Source organism: Acinetobacter genomosp. 33YU, from assembly GCF_001990725.1.
Classification (GTDB): Bacteria; Pseudomonadota; Gammaproteobacteria; order Pseudomonadales; family Moraxellaceae; genus Acinetobacter; species Acinetobacter seifertii.
On the sequence record NZ_LFZQ01000007.1, the window covers coordinates 149053 to 164956 of the forward strand.

The 15904-nt window shown below is 38.0% G+C and carries 15 protein-coding genes; 8 read left to right on the forward strand and 7 right to left on the reverse strand.

The window, feature by feature from the left end:
- Positions 1-42 precede the first annotated feature (42 nt).
- The 3 genes from AC056_RS08230 to AC056_RS08240 form a co-directional block, all read right to left on the reverse strand.
- The gene (locus tag AC056_RS08230; RefSeq protein ID WP_068933097.1) at positions 43-1194 is read right to left on the reverse strand and encodes a phospholipase A; all 1152 of its coding nucleotides are present in this window, start codon (positions 1192-1194) and stop codon (positions 43-45) included.
- A gap of 20 nt (positions 1195-1214) precedes the next feature.
- Positions 1215-4154: an insulinase family protein gene (locus tag AC056_RS08235; protein WP_077163313.1), complete on the reverse strand. Its 2940-nt coding sequence runs from the start codon at positions 4152-4154 to the stop codon at positions 1215-1217.
- Between the two features lie 252 nt (positions 4155-4406).
- A complete protein-coding gene (locus AC056_RS08240) occupies positions 4407-6500 on the reverse strand; it encodes a TonB-dependent receptor (RefSeq protein WP_077163314.1) in 2094 nt (697 codons plus the stop codon).
- A gap of 238 nt (positions 6501-6738) precedes the next feature.
- On the opposite strand from AC056_RS08240, the gene AC056_RS08245 reads away from it, so the two are divergent.
- From AC056_RS08245 to AC056_RS08280, 8 genes are all read left to right on the forward strand, one after another.
- Complete coding sequence (locus AC056_RS08245) at positions 6739-7743, forward strand: adenosine kinase (RefSeq protein WP_077163450.1); 1005 nt, start codon at positions 6739-6741, stop codon at positions 7741-7743.
- A gap of 16 nt (positions 7744-7759) precedes the next feature.
- Positions 7760-8068: a Rieske (2Fe-2S) protein gene (locus AC056_RS08250; protein ID WP_004701295.1), complete on the forward strand. Its 309-nt coding sequence runs from the start codon at positions 7760-7762 to the stop codon at positions 8066-8068.
- A gap of 25 nt (positions 8069-8093) precedes the next feature.
- A complete protein-coding gene (locus AC056_RS08255; protein WP_004701294.1) occupies positions 8094-8702 on the forward strand; it encodes an OB-fold-containig protein in 609 nt (202 codons plus the stop codon).
- 370 nt (positions 8703-9072) lie between these two features.
- Positions 9073-9267, forward strand: a complete 195-nt coding sequence (gene cydP / locus AC056_RS08260; protein WP_004701293.1) for a cytochrome oxidase putative small subunit CydP — start codon at positions 9073-9075, stop codon at positions 9265-9267.
- Complete coding sequence (locus tag AC056_RS08265; RefSeq protein WP_004701290.1) at positions 9267-10853, forward strand: cytochrome ubiquinol oxidase subunit I; 1587 nt, start codon at positions 9267-9269, stop codon at positions 10851-10853. The genes cydP and AC056_RS08265 overlap by 1 nt, the downstream gene beginning before the upstream one ends.
- Positions 10850-11995, forward strand: a complete 1146-nt coding sequence (gene cydB / locus AC056_RS08270) for a cytochrome d ubiquinol oxidase subunit II (RefSeq protein ID WP_077163315.1) — start codon at positions 10850-10852, stop codon at positions 11993-11995. Before AC056_RS08265 ends, cydB begins: the two co-directional genes overlap by 4 nt.
- Before the next feature lie 13 nt (positions 11996-12008).
- The gene (gene cydX, locus AC056_RS08275; RefSeq protein WP_002120988.1) at positions 12009-12110 is read left to right on the forward strand and encodes a cytochrome bd-I oxidase subunit CydX; all 102 of its coding nucleotides are present in this window, start codon (positions 12009-12011) and stop codon (positions 12108-12110) included.
- Entirely contained in the window at positions 12111-12410 is a 300-nt protein-coding gene (locus AC056_RS08280) for a cyd operon YbgE family protein (RefSeq protein ID WP_171262123.1), read from the forward strand. It abuts the gene before it with no gap.
- Positions 12411-12420: 10 nt separating this feature from the next.
- Here AC056_RS08280 and AC056_RS08285 read toward each other — a convergent pair whose 3' ends face one another.
- From AC056_RS08285 to ftsY, 4 genes are all read right to left on the reverse strand, one after another.
- Positions 12421-12945 (reverse strand): GNAT family N-acetyltransferase, encoded by a 525-nt coding sequence (locus AC056_RS08285; protein WP_077163317.1) that lies wholly within the window; start codon positions 12943-12945, stop codon positions 12421-12423.
- Positions 12946-13021: 76 nt separating this feature from the next.
- On the reverse strand, positions 13022-13693 hold the full coding sequence (locus AC056_RS08290; protein WP_077163318.1) for a DUF2057 family protein: 672 nt from the start codon (positions 13691-13693) through the stop codon (positions 13022-13024).
- Between the two features lie 221 nt (positions 13694-13914).
- Positions 13915-14511, reverse strand: a complete 597-nt coding sequence (locus AC056_RS08295; protein WP_004701282.1) for a nitroreductase family protein — start codon at positions 14509-14511, stop codon at positions 13915-13917.
- Positions 14512-14698: 187 nt separating this feature from the next.
- Complete coding sequence (gene ftsY / locus AC056_RS08300; RefSeq protein ID WP_019458763.1) at positions 14699-15805, reverse strand: signal recognition particle-docking protein FtsY; 1107 nt, start codon at positions 15803-15805, stop codon at positions 14699-14701.
- Positions 15806-15904 lie beyond the last annotated feature (99 nt).

The following is a 15904-nucleotide window of genomic DNA, read 5'->3' on the forward strand; positions in this document are numbered from 1 at the left end:
TAAAAAAGCCGCTTTTACAGCGGCATTTTTATAGGCTTGAACTTAGTACCAGTTCATGAGTGAAACACCCAAACCTGCATAAGTTGCGCGGTGGTTATAGTCAATTAAGCTTTCACCATATCCATTAAATAGCTGAAAGTGACCACGTAACTTACCACTAATTGGGAACGCCCAGTCAAACTGAACTGCACCATGCGACTCATCACCACCTTTTAAAGAGTGACGTAGCATTAAAGAGAAATCGTTATCTTTCCACTTATAAAAAGCAGTTAAATCCCCACGCCCAACATAATCTTCAATATCAGGGTTGTTATCATCTTTGGCAGCTTCATTAATGCGTACCCAAGGACGAAGCATGACAGCAAAGTTACCACGCTCTAAGCCCACATTAAAAATGACACGGTTCCAGCTACGAGATAAAGGATCTGAACGACCATTTGACTGGTGATTTAAAGTTACACCTAATAAACGACCATCTAAACCGAGCAACTCATAGTTTGTTCTAAACATTAAACTTGCTTCAGGCTCATAGTTCGTTTCACGGAAAGGACGAGATTCTTTAGCATTAAATGTCTGCCAACGTGAAGATTGCGTATATCCCACCCACAAATCACCATTGTTGCCAAAAATATTTTCCCAAGCTTTCGTTTTCAAAGAAATTTGAAATTTAGTTTCCGTAGATTTCAAATCTTGAGCTTCTTTAACAGTGTTATTGGGATTTGGACTACTTGGAAATTCATTTTTATCGCTAGTCCAAAATACAGGTAGTAGATAGACAGGCTGATAAGCACGAATATTCCAAACACCGAGCTTACTCTTTTCAGATAACTCCCACCGTTGGTCTAGTAAAGAAGTAGTAGGCTCAATTTTTGGAGCCTTCCCTATTACTTTTATATTACTAACCGTATCTACAACCTTCTCTTTAAATGTTTCAGGTTGAACAGCAGGCTGATCAACTTTTTTAACAGGCTCTGGGACTGCTGCAGCTTGCAGAGCGGGCAAAGCCGAGGGTTTAAATACAGAGTCATAACAAGCTAGGCGATCAGCATTTGAAGCAAGGGCAACACATGCATCTACGGTCGCAGGTTTTACAGGGGCTAAGGTGTCAGCATATGCCACCGACGCACATAAGCAGCTAAGCAGGGTTCCCATACTTAGCTGTAATGATGTGCGTTCAAATTGTCTGAACGCCATGTTCATCTCCAATTTTTATTTTAATTAACTTGTTTAATTGTAAAGCCCAGTTGCTGCAATTCATCACGTTTTGCAAAAGGTGCAACCACAGCTTTTACAGGTGTTTGTTCAATTAAATATTGACGCGCAACACGCTGTAAGTCTTCTAGAGTCACATGCAATAGTCTTTCACGTAAGGTACGGCGGAAAGCTGGAGTTCTTGCATGTAACAGTGCATAACATGCTGTAATTGCTTCACCTGCTGGTGAACCAGGTTTGTCCATACTCGCCACGAGACCAAGAATTGCTTCTTCTAGTTGATGAGGTTGTTGCTCCGTAGTTAGCAACCATTGCACACTCGCTTCAAAGTCTTTAAACGTTTCAGCTAAACGTGGGTCACGGTAACTAAAGAAACGGAATGAACATGCATTTCCATCATAGCTAGCACCACCACCATAAGCACCACCTTTTTCACGAATAGCGCTGTGTAAGAAACCATTACGCAAGTAGGCTGCCAACACCATTAAAGGTGCTGCATCTGGATGAGACACTTCAACTGCTTGATATCCAGAAGCACAGAACTGAACATTGGTTTGAATTAACCAAGCTTCATGTTCGTTCGTATTTTCTTGCTCAACTTGAGTTAACTCAGTTGCTGCTTTATCAACGTTTAATTTATCCCAAACGTTTTGAATTTCTTCAACTAAACGCTCTGACTGATGCTCTTCACATACCAATAAGAACTGTTTAGGTGCTTGCAATAATTTGGTATGGATATGCTTCAATTCAGCAATAAGTGCATCGTAAGCGGCATCGTCTTGAGTAATTTTAGTAACAAGCTCACCCAACCAGTTCAACGCACCTAAGCCTGTGTTTTGATAGTCGCGTTGAGCTAATGCACTCATATTACGAGAAGCAATCTGCATCGCATAACTATGACCCGCGCCTGACAAACGAGACTGCCAACGTGTCTTACGTTGCTGTAACAACTCAATAATGCGCTCTTTCTCATCGAAGCGAAGTTGTTCAAATGCTAGTTTTAATAAATGAATTGCATCGAACTTCTGAGTTAAAGATTTAGTCGTTAAAGTTAACCAAGCACTAATTTTGTCTTTATCGTCAACTTTACTGCGTAACGAAGCACCCATTCCCAAACCACCACTTACAGCTGTTTGTAAGTTTTGTAGTTCAAGATAGTCATACTCACCTGCACCAACTTCACCCATTAAGATAGAGAGCAAATTGAAATATGGTGAGCTAACAACATCATCAGGAATCTGAATGAGGACTTGTTGATAGTAAATACCATTCGTTCCGGCATGATACAAATTCAACGGCGTATCCATTCGATTACAGATAATTTCACGCAATTGACCTTGTACAATATGCAAGTCAGCAGGAACGTCTTCTAGACCAACTTTAGGTAATAGCTCAAGATTGTCTGGTGTATCTTGACGTTCTTGTAATGCTTTGGTTTTAGCAACGATCTCTGCTTTGTCTTCTTCAGTAAGCTTTTCACCAATCGCAGCTAAACGTGCCTTTTCAGCTTCTTGCTCTTTTACTGACTTAGTTGCATCAGGTACTAAAGTCATTTGGACACGATGTGGGTTATCTAACAAATGTGTTTGAATTAAATTAGATAACCACATTGGGTCTTGAAGTTCTTCTTTGACCTGAGCAATGGCACTGTCAACATCCCAAATCTGAATTGGGTCATTATGGTGAATAGCGCCACTTAAACCATTTAAGATCAGGCTTAAGCCATATGGTGTACCGTCACCATTAATTTCACGTTGATGCAATTCGATTTGATGCAAAATCGCATCAACTAAAGCTGAATCAATTGGTTTTGCAGCTACTTCACGTAAAATATTTAAAACACCATCTTTAAAGCTTTCTGCATACTCTGGGTTTGAACCTTGAACACCACAGTAGAATGTCATTTCAAAGTTACTGTCATCTACGCCCATTAATGGACCAGTTGACTGAGCATAACCACAAGTTTCTAAATAATGACGTAGTGGCGACGCGGAGTTTTCAAGTAAAACACCTTCAACCAAACGCATACCTAGACGTAGTTTGATATCACTCGCTTGCGGTAACAACCAAGACAATACATGGTAAGTTTTATCTTTTAACTCATCTCCATCAACAGCATAGTTTTCTGTAACTTCTACAGGTGCTGTTAAACGTTTTTCTGGTTTTGAATATAAAGTTGTACCCGCAGCAAACTTATGTAGAGCTAGTTTTTCAAATTGTTCTTGTAACTCATATGCCGTTTGGTTACCGAAGGTCATAAATACCGCATTACTTGGATGGTAATGAGTTTTATAAAATTCGACTAACTGTTCATAGGTTAAATCAGGAATATCTTTAGGATCACCACCTGAGTTGTAGTGATATGTAGTTTCAGGGAATAGATGATGAGCCAACTGGTGATAAAGCTGATCAGACGGTGCACTCATTGCACCTTTCATTTCATTGAACACTACGCCTTTATATACAGGCTGACCGTTTTCAAGTTCAATACGAATACCTTCTTGAGCAAAATCAAGAGGATTTAAATTTGCTGAAAAAGCCGCATCAAGATAAACAGAGAGTAAGTTTTGGAAATCTTTCTTATTTTGAGTTGCAAATGGATAGGCTGTCCAATCTGCTGCTGTAAACGCGTTCATAAATGTATTTAATGAACGGCGAATCATTAAAAAGAATGGGTCACGAACAGGAAACTTTTCAGAACCACATAAAGCTGTATGCTCTAAAATATGTGCAGTTCCTTTAGAATCCATAGGTTGTGTTCTGAACGCAACAAGGAATACATTTTCATCATAATCAGTTGCCAAGTGATAATGCACCGCACCTGTGACTTTATGCTTATATTCAGACACTAAAATATCTAATGCTTCAACATGGTGCTGACGTAGCAACTGAAACGCAGGGTGAACAGTTTGAGAAATGGTTTCAGTGACATCTACAGTCATGTGATCTCCTAACATATCGGATAAGTGAATAAGTCTCATTATAGCCTGAGTCGGCTTGAGATTGGCGAACAAAAGCCAAGTAAAATACTATGTTTTTGTTGAGTATTAGTTTTCATGGGCATAGCTTTGATATCAAACACATAGCCCACATGGTTGTATCCTAGCAGAACAAAACCTTTTAATACTATCTATATGCTATACAACACACAAAAAAGCTCATCATTTCGATGAGCTTTTTTGGATATTTGTTAATTAAAAACGATAGCGAAGTGCGACTTGTGCATTTAGCGGGTCACCCATCATGTTTGAATCATTTGCTCCACTATGACCTGAAACAAAGTAATCGCGATCAAACAAATTATTAAGGTTCAAGTTCACATCATAACGTTCACTTTGATAACCTAAGGCCGCATTCACAACTGCATAACCTGGTAAAACGTTTTTGTTGTCTGGCGCGCTAAAACGTGATGATTCACCACGACCACCTACAGCGGCATACCAATGATCATTAATTTGGTATTTTAACCACAGGTTAGCTGTATTGTTTGGCGTAAGCGCTGAGTGATTACCCGTAAATCCAATAGTCGATTTTTCAATCTTACCATTCATATAAGAATAGCCAGCTAGCACGGACAATTGATCAGTCAACTGACCTGTTAATGAAAGTTCAACACCTCTGGTTTTTTGTTCGCCTGCTAACAGTGCTTGCGTTGGATTAGCTGGATCTTGATTTTGAATATTGGTTTGGCTCATTTCAAATAAAGCCAATGTCACATTCAATTGATCATTTACATCCCACTTTGCACCCACCTCATAATTTTCGGTTTTTGTTGGCTTTAAATCATCACTGTTTTGATAAAAAACAAATGAATCAGCCAAAGGCTGGAAAGAACGGTTATAAGAAGTATAGAGTGAAAGATTGCTTATTGGCTGATAGACCACTCCAATTCGTGGAGAATAAGTATTGTCAGTACGGTTTAAGTCTAAATTCGCGCTTGTTTTATCATCACGATCTTGAGATAAATTGTCATAACGTAAACCAACTAAAACTTTAAGCTGGTCTGTCACTGTCATTAAGTCTTGCAGATACACGCCGTAGTTTTCAAAAGTATTGCTATTGTTATTACGTGCAGCTGTAGTTCCTGTATTAATAGGCGCCCAGTACTCTAATTTAGGATCATATAAATCTGTAGTTGTTTTAGCACCTTGCCAAAGTATCTCATCTTTATGCTGCTTGCTATATTCAGCACCAATTAAGGTATTGTGCTTTAAGAAACCTGTATTAAATAAAGCACTCAATTCTTGTTGAACATACACATCATCTTCATTACGCAAGCGTTTATTTTGAGTCAAAGTAATTTTTGACTTATCAGCAGGATGCGTATCAACACTATATTGACGGTCTAATGAGTAGTTATAGTGGCGAACTGCACCATGATATTTGAGTTGATCATTAAACTCATGGTCTAAGCTGATAGTTTGACTTGAGATTTCAGTATCAACATCCCCGACTTCTTTACCGTTTAATGCACCATAAAAAGTTTTAGGATTTGTTTTAACAGGTTTACCTGTAATTGGATCTGTCGGGAAGCCTTGATCAGCTAAACGGTCATCATGTAAATAGTCGGCCTGAAGTAAAAGTTTAGTTTTATCGCTAATATCCCACTGCACCGATGGAGCCACCGCCTGACGTTTTAAAAAAGCCTGATCACGATAACCATCTGAGTCTTCAACAGCACCAGTTAAACGAACCTTAACATTCTCTGCTACTTTTTCATTCACATCGACTTCTGCGCGGCGTTGACCTGTAGTACTACCAATCAGGCTCACTTCACGCAAAGATTCATCCATTGGCTTTTTATTAATTTTATTGACCAACCCACCCGCCGAACCGCGTCCATAAAGTACAGAAGCAGGTCCTTTTAATACCTCAACTCGTTCAACATTCGACATATCACGGAAATACAATGCATCATCGCGAATACCATCTACATAGTTATCTGTGATTGCAGAGAAACCACGAATCATGACCTGATCACGTTGTCCATCACCGACACTAAAACTCAAACCAGCAACGTTTTGCAAGGCACCTTGCATAGATGTCACTGTCTGCTCTCTTAAAATTTGTTTCGGTACAACATTTACAATTTGAGGAACATCTTTTAATTGCATCAGTCCCTTAGTGGCACTGGATGCTTGACCTACTTCTTGTTTTAAACTTTTTTCCTTCTCAGCTTTTACTGAAATTGTTGGAAGATTGGTTACAGCCTGTGAGGCTGTCTCTGCGGCATATACATGGCCTGTTATAACCCCAAATGATGAAATAAATAAAATAGAACGCTTCATGTAAGTTCGCTACGAATAATTTCACGCGAAGTTTCAATGAAATACTATACCTTTGTAAATATTATCAAGAATCATTATTAATTGATAATATTTATTAAAAGGATTATTTCAATAGCCTAGTCAAAACACACTTCGTCTGCTAATCGCTGAATTAACTGAATTTTATTCAACAAACTACAGCAAAGGTGAGCAATGGTGTAAACTTATAAATCTGATTTTTTACTCTGTGACAACACATATGGCAACTGTAGATCTTTTTGCAATTGGTAATGCATTAATCGACCAAGAATTTAAAGTGTCTGATGATTTTCTTAGTCAGCAAGGCTTACAAAAAGGCACCATGCAGTTGTCTGACGGTGAAACACAATCTGCTTTATATGAAAAATTAAAGCAAACTCAAGATTACAAAGGTCAAGCAAGTGGTGGTTCTGCAGCAAATACAACTGTAGCCTTTAGTGCATTAGGCGGTAGCGCTTTTTATGGGTGTCGTGTTGGTCATGATCAATTGGGCGAAATTTATCTACAAGGTCTAAACGAAGCTGGCATCCAAACCACTCCTAAGTCAATCAGTGAAGGTGTAACAGGTACCTGTATGGTACTTATTAGCCCAGACTCTGAGCGTACCATGCATACTTATTTAGGTATTACGGCTGAACTTTCTCAAGATCAAATCGATTTTGAGCCGTTAAAAACAGCAAAATGGCTTTATATTGAAGGTTATCTTTCTACAAGTGAAACAGCTCGTAAAGCAGTAAAACAAGCACGAGAAATTGCAAAAGCTCACGGCGTTAAAATCGCTTTATCTTTATCAGATCCTGCAATGGTTCAATATGCCCGTGAAGGTCTAGAAGAGCTGATGGATGATGGTGTAGATTTATTGTTCTGTAATGAACAAGAAGCTTTAATGTATACCAATACGACTACCGTAGAAGATGCACTTACTCAATTACGCTTTAAAAACCACACCATTGTGATTACACAAAGTGCAAAAGGTGCTTTAGTTGCAAACCCTACGCAACATTTTCATGTAGCAGGTCGTCATGTCGAAGCTGTAGATACAAATGGCGCTGGTGATGCTTTTGCAGGCGCATTCCTCTATGCATTAAACCATCACGAAGATTTAAATGCTGCTGCACAGTTAGCCATCCTAATTTCTAGTGAAGTTGTGTCGCAATTTGGTCCTCGTTTAGCCATTAATGACTATGCTAAACTTCTTGAAAATTTTCAGAAGGAATGTGCTTGAAATGGAAAGGATCTGTATGACGGAAGAAGTTCCTGAGCGTGAAGCTAGAGCTTTTGACACTTTACAAGGAACGACTATTTTCATTACACAGCGTGATGGCTCATTCTATGCTTATCAGAATTTATGCCCACATTTGCAAACAGAACTTGAATACTTAGAAAATCAATTTCTAGATCAAGACCAAGAATATATTCAATGTTCTACTCACGGTGCTTTATTTAACGTGGAAACTGGTGAATGTATATCAGGTCCTTGTTTAGGTGATTTCTTAAATAAAGTTGAGATTAAAGTCCATTCAGATGGCGGTATTTATATCGTAGACTAAGATCATCAACATTAGAGTTTCTACCATGGCTGATTTCTTTTTTAATTATTATCTTATGCCATTCCATTTAAGTGTTGTGGCTTTGATATTGCTCAGCGTGGTAGAAACCATTGGTATGTATATTGGATTACGTCCAAGCCAACTACTTAAAAAAATTGCACCCGACTGGCTTACTAACTCCCCATTACTGAATGTTAAATTTTCTAAAGCTCTAATTTTCGTTTTTTTACTTATTAATTTCAGCTTTGCAGGTTATTTCTTACAACTCTCTTTCTTTGCAATACAGCATTACTTTATTACTCCTTTTTATTTAATTATTCCTGCACTGGTCATCGCAATCTTTTTTACTGTATTCATGATCCACTGTCTTGACCAAGTGATTAAACCAAAGCTCACTCACACCAATTACAATCTGTTAGGACGACTAGCAACTATCTCAAGTGGCAGTGCTAGACCAGGTTTTTCAGCTCAAGCACGCGTAAGAGATGAATTTGGTCAACTACATTATGTTCAAGTTGAACCAGAATATGGTGAATTAGAATTATATTCACAAGTGATTTTAGTGAGAGTTCAAAAAAGCCACTATCTTGCAAAAAAGATTTCGATGTCCAACGACTTATTTGCACCAGACTAATTTTTATACTTTTATACCCTTCTTAAGATTTATCAAAACAATATTTTTTTATGGATGCTCTTTCTTAACTGAGTCATATCCACTCCCTTCTATTTGTTCATTTTTTATTTTAAACCAACCAAAACACTCAGAATAAAAAATAACCAAGTATTTTAGTTGGATTTAATTTTTATTATTTACAAGTGTTTTAGTTGGATTTAATAATCAATTCAAACTATTTTAGTAAGATATTTTATTTAAAATTATTTAAACACCTAAGCTATTGTTTTAAATAAATAATATAATTAAGTTTTTATTTAAAATATATTTATTGTTTATTTTTAATATATTTTGATTAATAATAAAATTAATATGTATCGAGGTTTATTTTATGAGCCTTAAAAATCTAGATATTAATGCCAAATTAGTTAGAGAAATCACGATTATTCTAATAATTAAAGTCGTACTTCTCTTAACAATCAAACATATTTGGTTTGATGCTCCCACCATCCCCAAAAATTTCGACAATCAAGTCGCTGAGCATATTGCTGGCGATAATACTTCCCATATTAAGGAGACACGTTGATGATTTCTGAAAGCGTGGTTGATCTTTCGCGGTTCCAGTTTGCGATGACCGCAATGTATCACTTTCTTTTCGTACCCTTGACCCTAGGCCTTGCATTCATTCTGGCTATTATGGAAACCACTTACGTTATATCGGGTAAAGAAATTTACAAGGATATGACTAAATTTTGGGGAAAACTATTCGGTATTAACTTTGCCTTAGGTGTAACTACTGGCCTCACCATGGAGTTCCAATTCGGAACAAACTGGGCATATTACTCACACTATGTTGGTGATATTTTCGGTGCCCCATTAGCAATTGAAGGCTTGATGGCATTTTTCCTTGAGTCAACATTTATCGGTTTATTCTTCTTCGGATGGGACCGTCTGAGTAAAGTACAGCATTTAGGGGTTACTTGGTTAGTTGCCCTTGGCTCTAATATGTCAGCTCTCTGGATTTTAGTTGCCAATGGCTGGATGCAAAACCCTGTAGGTGCAGCATTTAACTTTGAAACAATGCGTATGGAGCTTGTAGATTTCGGTGCACTTATTTTTAACCCTGTAGCACAGGTTAAGTTTGTACATACTGTTTCTGCTGGGTACGTAACAGGTGCAATTTTCGTACTCGCAATTTCAAGTTACTACTTACTTAAAAAACGTGATCTGCCTTTTGCCCGCCGTTCATTCGCGATTGCTGCCATTTTTGGTCTTGCCTCTACACTTTCAGTGATTTTGCTTGGTGATGAGTCTGGTTATGAACTAGGTGATGTACAAAAAACTAAACTCGCTGCAATTGAAGCAGAATGGGATACTCACCCTGCTCCAGCTCCATTTACTTTATTTGGTGTGCCAAACCATGAAGAAATGCGAACAGACTATGCAGTTAAAATTCCTTATGCATTAGGTCTAATTGCAACTCGCTCAACAACCAAAGAAGTCACTGGTCTAAAAGACTTAATGCAACAGCACGAAGTCCGTATTCGTAACGGTATGCTTGCTTATGCTGAACTTGAAAAACTACGTGCTGGAGACCGCTCACCAGAGTTATTAGCTTCATTTGAAAAAAATCAAAAAGATTTAGGCTATGGCTTACTTCTTAAGAAATATGCACCAAATGTCGTGGATGCAAGTGAACAAAACATTCAAGCCGCTGTTAAAGACACCATTCCAAATGTGACTGCTCTATTCTTCTCATTCCGTGCAATGGTGGCCTCTGGTTTCTTAATGTTGCTTCTTTTCATTTTAGCCACTTGGGCTGTAGCAAAAAGAAATGCTGAAAATAAACCGTGGTTACTTAAATATGCATTGTTTGCGTTACCACTTCCATGGATTGCAGCTCAAACAGGCTGGTTCGTTGCTGAAGGTGGCCGTCAACCTTGGTCTATTGGTGAAATTCTACCAACTCACTTATCAACTTCGAGTTTAAGTACAGGTGATGTATGGGGCTCTATCCTCGCGTTAGCAGCGTTCTACACTGTCCTGCTTATTATTGAAATGTACTTAATGATTAAATTTGCTCGCTTAGGACCAAGCTCACTTCATACTGGTAAATATCATTTTGAAAAGCAAGAGACAAAAGCAGCTGTTAATGGGGAGGCTTTATCATGATTGAATACGAACTCCTAAAAATCATATGGTGGGTGTTAGTTGGAGTCTTACTCATCGGGTTTGCTTTAACCGATGGCTTCGATATGGGCTCAATGGCACTTATGCCTTTTGTTGGTAAAACTGATAATGAACGCCGTGCGGCTATTAATACCATTGCACCGCACTGGGATGGAAATCAGGTTTGGTTTATTACTGCAGGTGGTGCCTTATTTGCTGCATGGCCAATGGTTTATGCAGTTGCATTCTCGGGAATGTATTGGGCCTTATTACTTGTGCTATTTGCTTTATTCTTACGGCCAGTAGGTTTTGACTATCGTTCTAAACTTGAAAATACAAAATGGCGTAACTCTTGGGATTGGGGACTATGTATAGGTGGTGCAGTGCCTGCTCTAGTTTTCGGTGTAGCGTTCGGTAATTTATTCTTAGGTATCCCTTTTAGTTTAGATAGCACATTGCGCTCTGAATATTCAGGTAGCTTCTTTGCTCTTCTTAACCCATTTGCCTTAGTTTGCGGTATTGTTAGTTTATCTATGTTGTGTGCGCATGGTGGTGCTTGGCTAATGCTACGTACAGACGGCGCTTTAAAACAACGTTCTGCTAAAGCCACACAAATTATGGCAGCAGTATTCTTAATTTGTTTCCTTGTCATTGGTGCATGGTTGTACTTCGGTCAAGTACCAGGTTATAGCTATGCAACCGCAATTGATCCAAATGCTGCCCTTAATCCTTTGGCGAAACAAGTCATCACAAATAATAACCCTGGTTGGATGAACAATTACAGTAACTACCCAATCACTAAAGTTGCTCCAGTTCTCGCAATTTTAGGGGCACTTATCGCACTCTTTACGGCATCTAAAGCAAAAGCGGGTTTAAGTTTTGCTGGAACAAGCTTAATGATTGTAGGTGCAATCTTAACTGCTGGGTTTGCTCTTTTCCCATTTTTGTTACCATCGAGTGTTAATCCGAACTCTAGCTTAACAATGTGGGATGCTGTATCAAGTCATCGTACTTTAGGTGTTATGACAGTTGCTGCTTGTATATTTGTTCCAATCATTTTGATATATACCACTTGGTCGTATTACAAAATGTGGGGCGTGATTACCAACAAACATATCGAGTCAAACTCGCACAGCTTGTACTAATAAGGAGAAGCATATGTGGTATTTCGCATGGATTCTTGGAATTTTGATGGCATGTTTTGCGGGTGTACTCAGTGCGCTTTATATCGAACATCATCAAGATTTAGATGAGGAATAGATCATGGCAAATGCAATGACAACACCAAGTCAACGAAAAGCTCAAGCATTTGCAATGGCCATTTCATTTCTGTTGGCATTGCCGCTTGCTGCAATTTTATTGGTTCATCCTTCACTGATGCTAGATGCAAACGGACACTACAACCATAGTCAGCTTATGCTGGTTATGGTGGGAATTTCCGGAGGCTTTATCTACGGTGTTGGTTTCGTACCGCACTTCTGGTTATGGAAATGGTTATTTAGCCCTTGGATAGCTTGGCCTCTTATGCTGTTAGGCTATTACATCTGGTTTTTAACCTAAAAAAAGGACCTCATTTGAGGTCCTTTTTCATTTCAATCACTTGTATAGGCACAAGAGGGACTCCAACATCTGCTTCATATGGATATGGTTCTACATGACCTGTTTTTGTATATCCGCGTCTTTCATAATAAGCAATCAGTTCTGAACGAACATCTAATACATACATGATCGCACTGTCTAATTCAGGGACTTTTTGCAAAGCAAACTGTTCTGCATATTCCAAAACACAACTGCCTACTTTCATGTTCTGTAAATTAGGATCGGTACAGAACGTTCCAATCTCAACATTATTATCCTGAAAATTTAACCCGATACACGCAACAATTCTTGAAGAATCTATTTCTGCAACTATTAGTAATGAATTAGACAACTCTAATTGCTGTTGTAGTTGCTCTTGGCTAATACGTTGCCCTTTTACAAATTCAATTTCAGTTGTCCAGCTTCTACCTTGTTGTTCTCTATACGATTGATTAATTAAATCGACCAGTGACGTTATGTCACTCAATTCTGCTAGACGGAAATTTAAATTCATCATAAATATGCTTAGGCTATTTAAAATATTATAAAAATAAAGCCGATATTAAATCGGCTTTATTTTGAATAGCAATAATTTAATTTGATTGTTCTGCCAACCAAGCCATAAATTTTTGACGCTCAGCTTTAGAAGATTTCTGCCACACTTCAACCAACCGTTGATCATTGCTTTGCGCAGCACCTGTCGAAGGAACCGTTGCAGCAACAGATGTAGTAACTTGAGAAGTAGATGGCTTGGCAGCAGCATAAACAGCTTGAGGCTGAGGTTTAGAAGGTTTTGTTGTAAAGTCTGCTACCTTACCCAACAAGCCAGTTGCAAACCAAGGTTTTGCTTCGTTGTTTGCACCAGTTTGCTGAACAACTAGTTCATTATTTGAATTATATAAAGCCACTGTTGGTTGCTCAGCATATTTCTTTGCTTGCTCATATTTTTTTGGCACATCAACCATCGCCAGCTTATAAGTTTGACCGTCTTTTAATGTTGGTGTTTGAATTGTAACCACGCCCGACTTAACGATATCGTGCTCACCATTTAAATGTTCAAAATATTCTTGATAACGTACACTTAAGTTTGTTTCGCCGGCATCGACTTTGTAACTATTTTTAGAAGAACGAAATAATCCAGAGTTGACTTCTTGACCATTCACCGCAAGGATTACAATTTCCTCTGGTGCTGTAATTGTAACTGCTGAAAATACTGAACCGCTGAGTAATAAACCAATCGCAGCAACACTTAATCTTAAAGCCATCTGTTCACGTCTCTATAATATTTAATAGTTTGTAAAAACATGAGCAATATGCAACATGATTATGACCATTTTATGACAAGCTTTATGTATACAAACTTAGCCTTAATTTTTTTAAAATATATTATTGAATTTTAGTCATTATCTATTTTAAAACAAAGTTACAACCCATTTTTCAAGCAAAAAAAAGAGCACCTACAAGGTGCTCTTTTCATCAACCAAACTTAGTTGAATGTTTTAAAACGATCTTCATCGCTAATAAATGCTTTCTCACCAGCAGGAGCTTCAACAGAACCAAATACTAGCTGAGCACGTAATTTCCAATTTGCAGGTACATCAAATGCAGCAGCAGCATCTGCGTCAACAATTGGGTTATAGTGCTGCAAAGAAGCACCCAAGCCTAGCTCTGAAAGTGCCGTCCAAGTTGCGAACTGAGCAATTGCAGTTGAATGTTCAGACCAAACTGGGAAATTGTCTGCATACAATTCAAATTGCTCTTGTAAGCTTTTAATAACAGCTTGATCTTCATAAAATAATACTGTACCAACACCAGCAACAAAACTATCAATTTTCGCATTTGTACCAGCAAAAGAATCTGCAGGAACAATTTTACGTAATGCTTCACGAACTAAATTCCAAAATTTAGCATGTGATTCACCATAAAGTGTCACTACACGTGAAGATTGTGAGTTGAATGATGATGGGCTATGTTTAACCGCTTCACGAATTGTTTCTTCAATTTTAGTGCGATCTAATGCAACATTTTTACCAATTGCATAAATAGTACGACGGTTTTTAATTTTATCTAAGAAAGTAGACATTTTGTTATTTCCTACCTATTTGATTGACCATTGGCCGTTGTTTGGGAATGAATATAGTCTATGAAACTCATTTCTTATAATCAGCATTAAAAATATGACAGTTCGTTTTATTTTCGCAACAATAAAAAAAGATATTAATATAAAAAAACCTCACTATTTCGTGAGGTCTTATCAACTTAACTAAACATTATTTTTCTGTTTCAAATAATGCTGCTACAAATGATTTCGCCGAGAACGGTCTTAAATCATCAATTTTTTCACCAACACCAATGAAACGAATTGGCACATGAGTACGGCTTGCAATATTGAACAGTACACCACCTTTGGCAGTACCATCTAACTTAGTAATAGTAATACCAGTTAAACCCACTGCTTGGTCAAATTCTTGTACTTGGTTAATTGCATTTTGCCCTGTACCAGCATCCACTACTAACATAATTTCATGCGGCGCGGTTGCATCAATTTTTTGCATAACACGCTTAACTTTCTTAAGCTCTTCCATCAAGTTGCTTTTGTTATGTAAACGACCTGCGGTATCCGCAATTAGTACATCAATACCTTTTGCACGCGCACTTTCAAAAGCATCAAAAATAACCGAAGCACTGTCCGCACCGTGGCCTTGAGCAACAACAGAAATATCGTTACGCTCACCCCAAATTTGCAATTGTTCAGTAGCAGCTGCTCGGAATGTATCACCTGCAGCTAGCATTACTTTTTTACCTTCGCCTTGTAAACGCTTAGCAAGTTTACCAATTGTCGTTGTTTTACCTACACCATTCACACCAACCATTAAAATCACATATGGCGATTTATTTGGGTCAATATGTAAAGGCTTAACACGAGGCGCAAGCAAAGCAACCAACTCTTCTTGTAAAGCTTTATAAAGTGAATGTGAATAAATCAAATCGCCACGAGCGGTACGTTCAGTCAAGTTGGTAATAATTGTTTTGGTTGCTTCAACACCAATATCAGCAACCAATAACTGCTCTTCTACTTCTTCAAGCAACTCATCATCAATTTCTTTACCACCAATTAAGATGTTAACCATACCATCAGTGAAATTACGACGGGTTTTAGTCAAACCATCTTTCATTCGTCCAAAGAAACCAGATTTTGGCTTTTCTGACTCTAAAGAAGGTGCAGTTTCAACAGCTTCTTCAACTTTTACTTCTTGCTTAACAGGTGATTCAACGATAGGAACATCGATAGCAGGTAAATTAGGCAATGTGACATCGTCATCCCCGATCTCAGCATCTATCAAGAATTTATTTTGCATATTCGATTGTTGTTGCATGCCGATTCCTTGAAAAGCAGCGTGTTAAAAAACGGAAAGTTTAGCATAAATTCAAGTTTTTGCCTGCTCCAATAGCGAGCAAAACCTTGTTGAAATAAA

What these genes read in the sequence shown, in the direction of transcription:
- AC056_RS08295 (WP_004701282.1), bottom strand. Translation starts at nt 14,511, where the DNA reads ATGTCTACTTTCTTAGATAAAATTAAAAACCGTCGTACTATTTATGCA.
- cydP (WP_004701293.1), top strand. Translation starts at nt 9,073, where the DNA reads ATGAGCCTTAAAAATCTAGATATTAATGCCAAATTAGTTAGAGAAATC.
- AC056_RS08235 (WP_077163313.1), bottom strand. Translation starts at nt 4,154, where the DNA reads ATGACTGTAGATGTCACTGAAACCATTTCTCAAACTGTTCACCCTGCG.
- AC056_RS08265 (WP_004701290.1), top strand. Translation starts at nt 9,267, where the DNA reads ATGATTTCTGAAAGCGTGGTTGATCTTTCGCGGTTCCAGTTTGCGATG.
- AC056_RS08290 (WP_077163318.1), bottom strand. Translation starts at nt 13,693, where the DNA reads ATGGCTTTAAGATTAAGTGTTGCTGCGATTGGTTTATTACTCAGCGGT.
- cydX (WP_002120988.1), top strand. Translation starts at nt 12,009, where the DNA reads ATGTGGTATTTCGCATGGATTCTTGGAATTTTGATGGCATGTTTTGCG.
- AC056_RS08240 (WP_077163314.1), bottom strand. Translation starts at nt 6,500, where the DNA reads ATGAAGCGTTCTATTTTATTTATTTCATCATTTGGGGTTATAACAGGC.
- AC056_RS08250 (WP_004701295.1), top strand. Translation starts at nt 7,760, where the DNA reads ATGACGGAAGAAGTTCCTGAGCGTGAAGCTAGAGCTTTTGACACTTTA.
- AC056_RS08255 (WP_004701294.1), top strand. Translation starts at nt 8,094, where the DNA reads ATGGCTGATTTCTTTTTTAATTATTATCTTATGCCATTCCATTTAAGT.
- AC056_RS08285 (WP_077163317.1), bottom strand. Translation starts at nt 12,945, where the DNA reads ATGATGAATTTAAATTTCCGTCTAGCAGAATTGAGTGACATAACGTCA.
- AC056_RS08245 (WP_077163450.1), top strand. Translation starts at nt 6,739, where the DNA reads ATGGCAACTGTAGATCTTTTTGCAATTGGTAATGCATTAATCGACCAA.
- AC056_RS08230 (WP_068933097.1), bottom strand. Translation starts at nt 1,194, where the DNA reads ATGGCGTTCAGACAATTTGAACGCACATCATTACAGCTAAGTATGGGA.
- ftsY (WP_019458763.1), bottom strand. Translation starts at nt 15,805, where the DNA reads ATGCAACAACAATCGAATATGCAAAATAAATTCTTGATAGATGCTGAG.
- cydB (WP_077163315.1), top strand. Translation starts at nt 10,850, where the DNA reads ATGATTGAATACGAACTCCTAAAAATCATATGGTGGGTGTTAGTTGGA.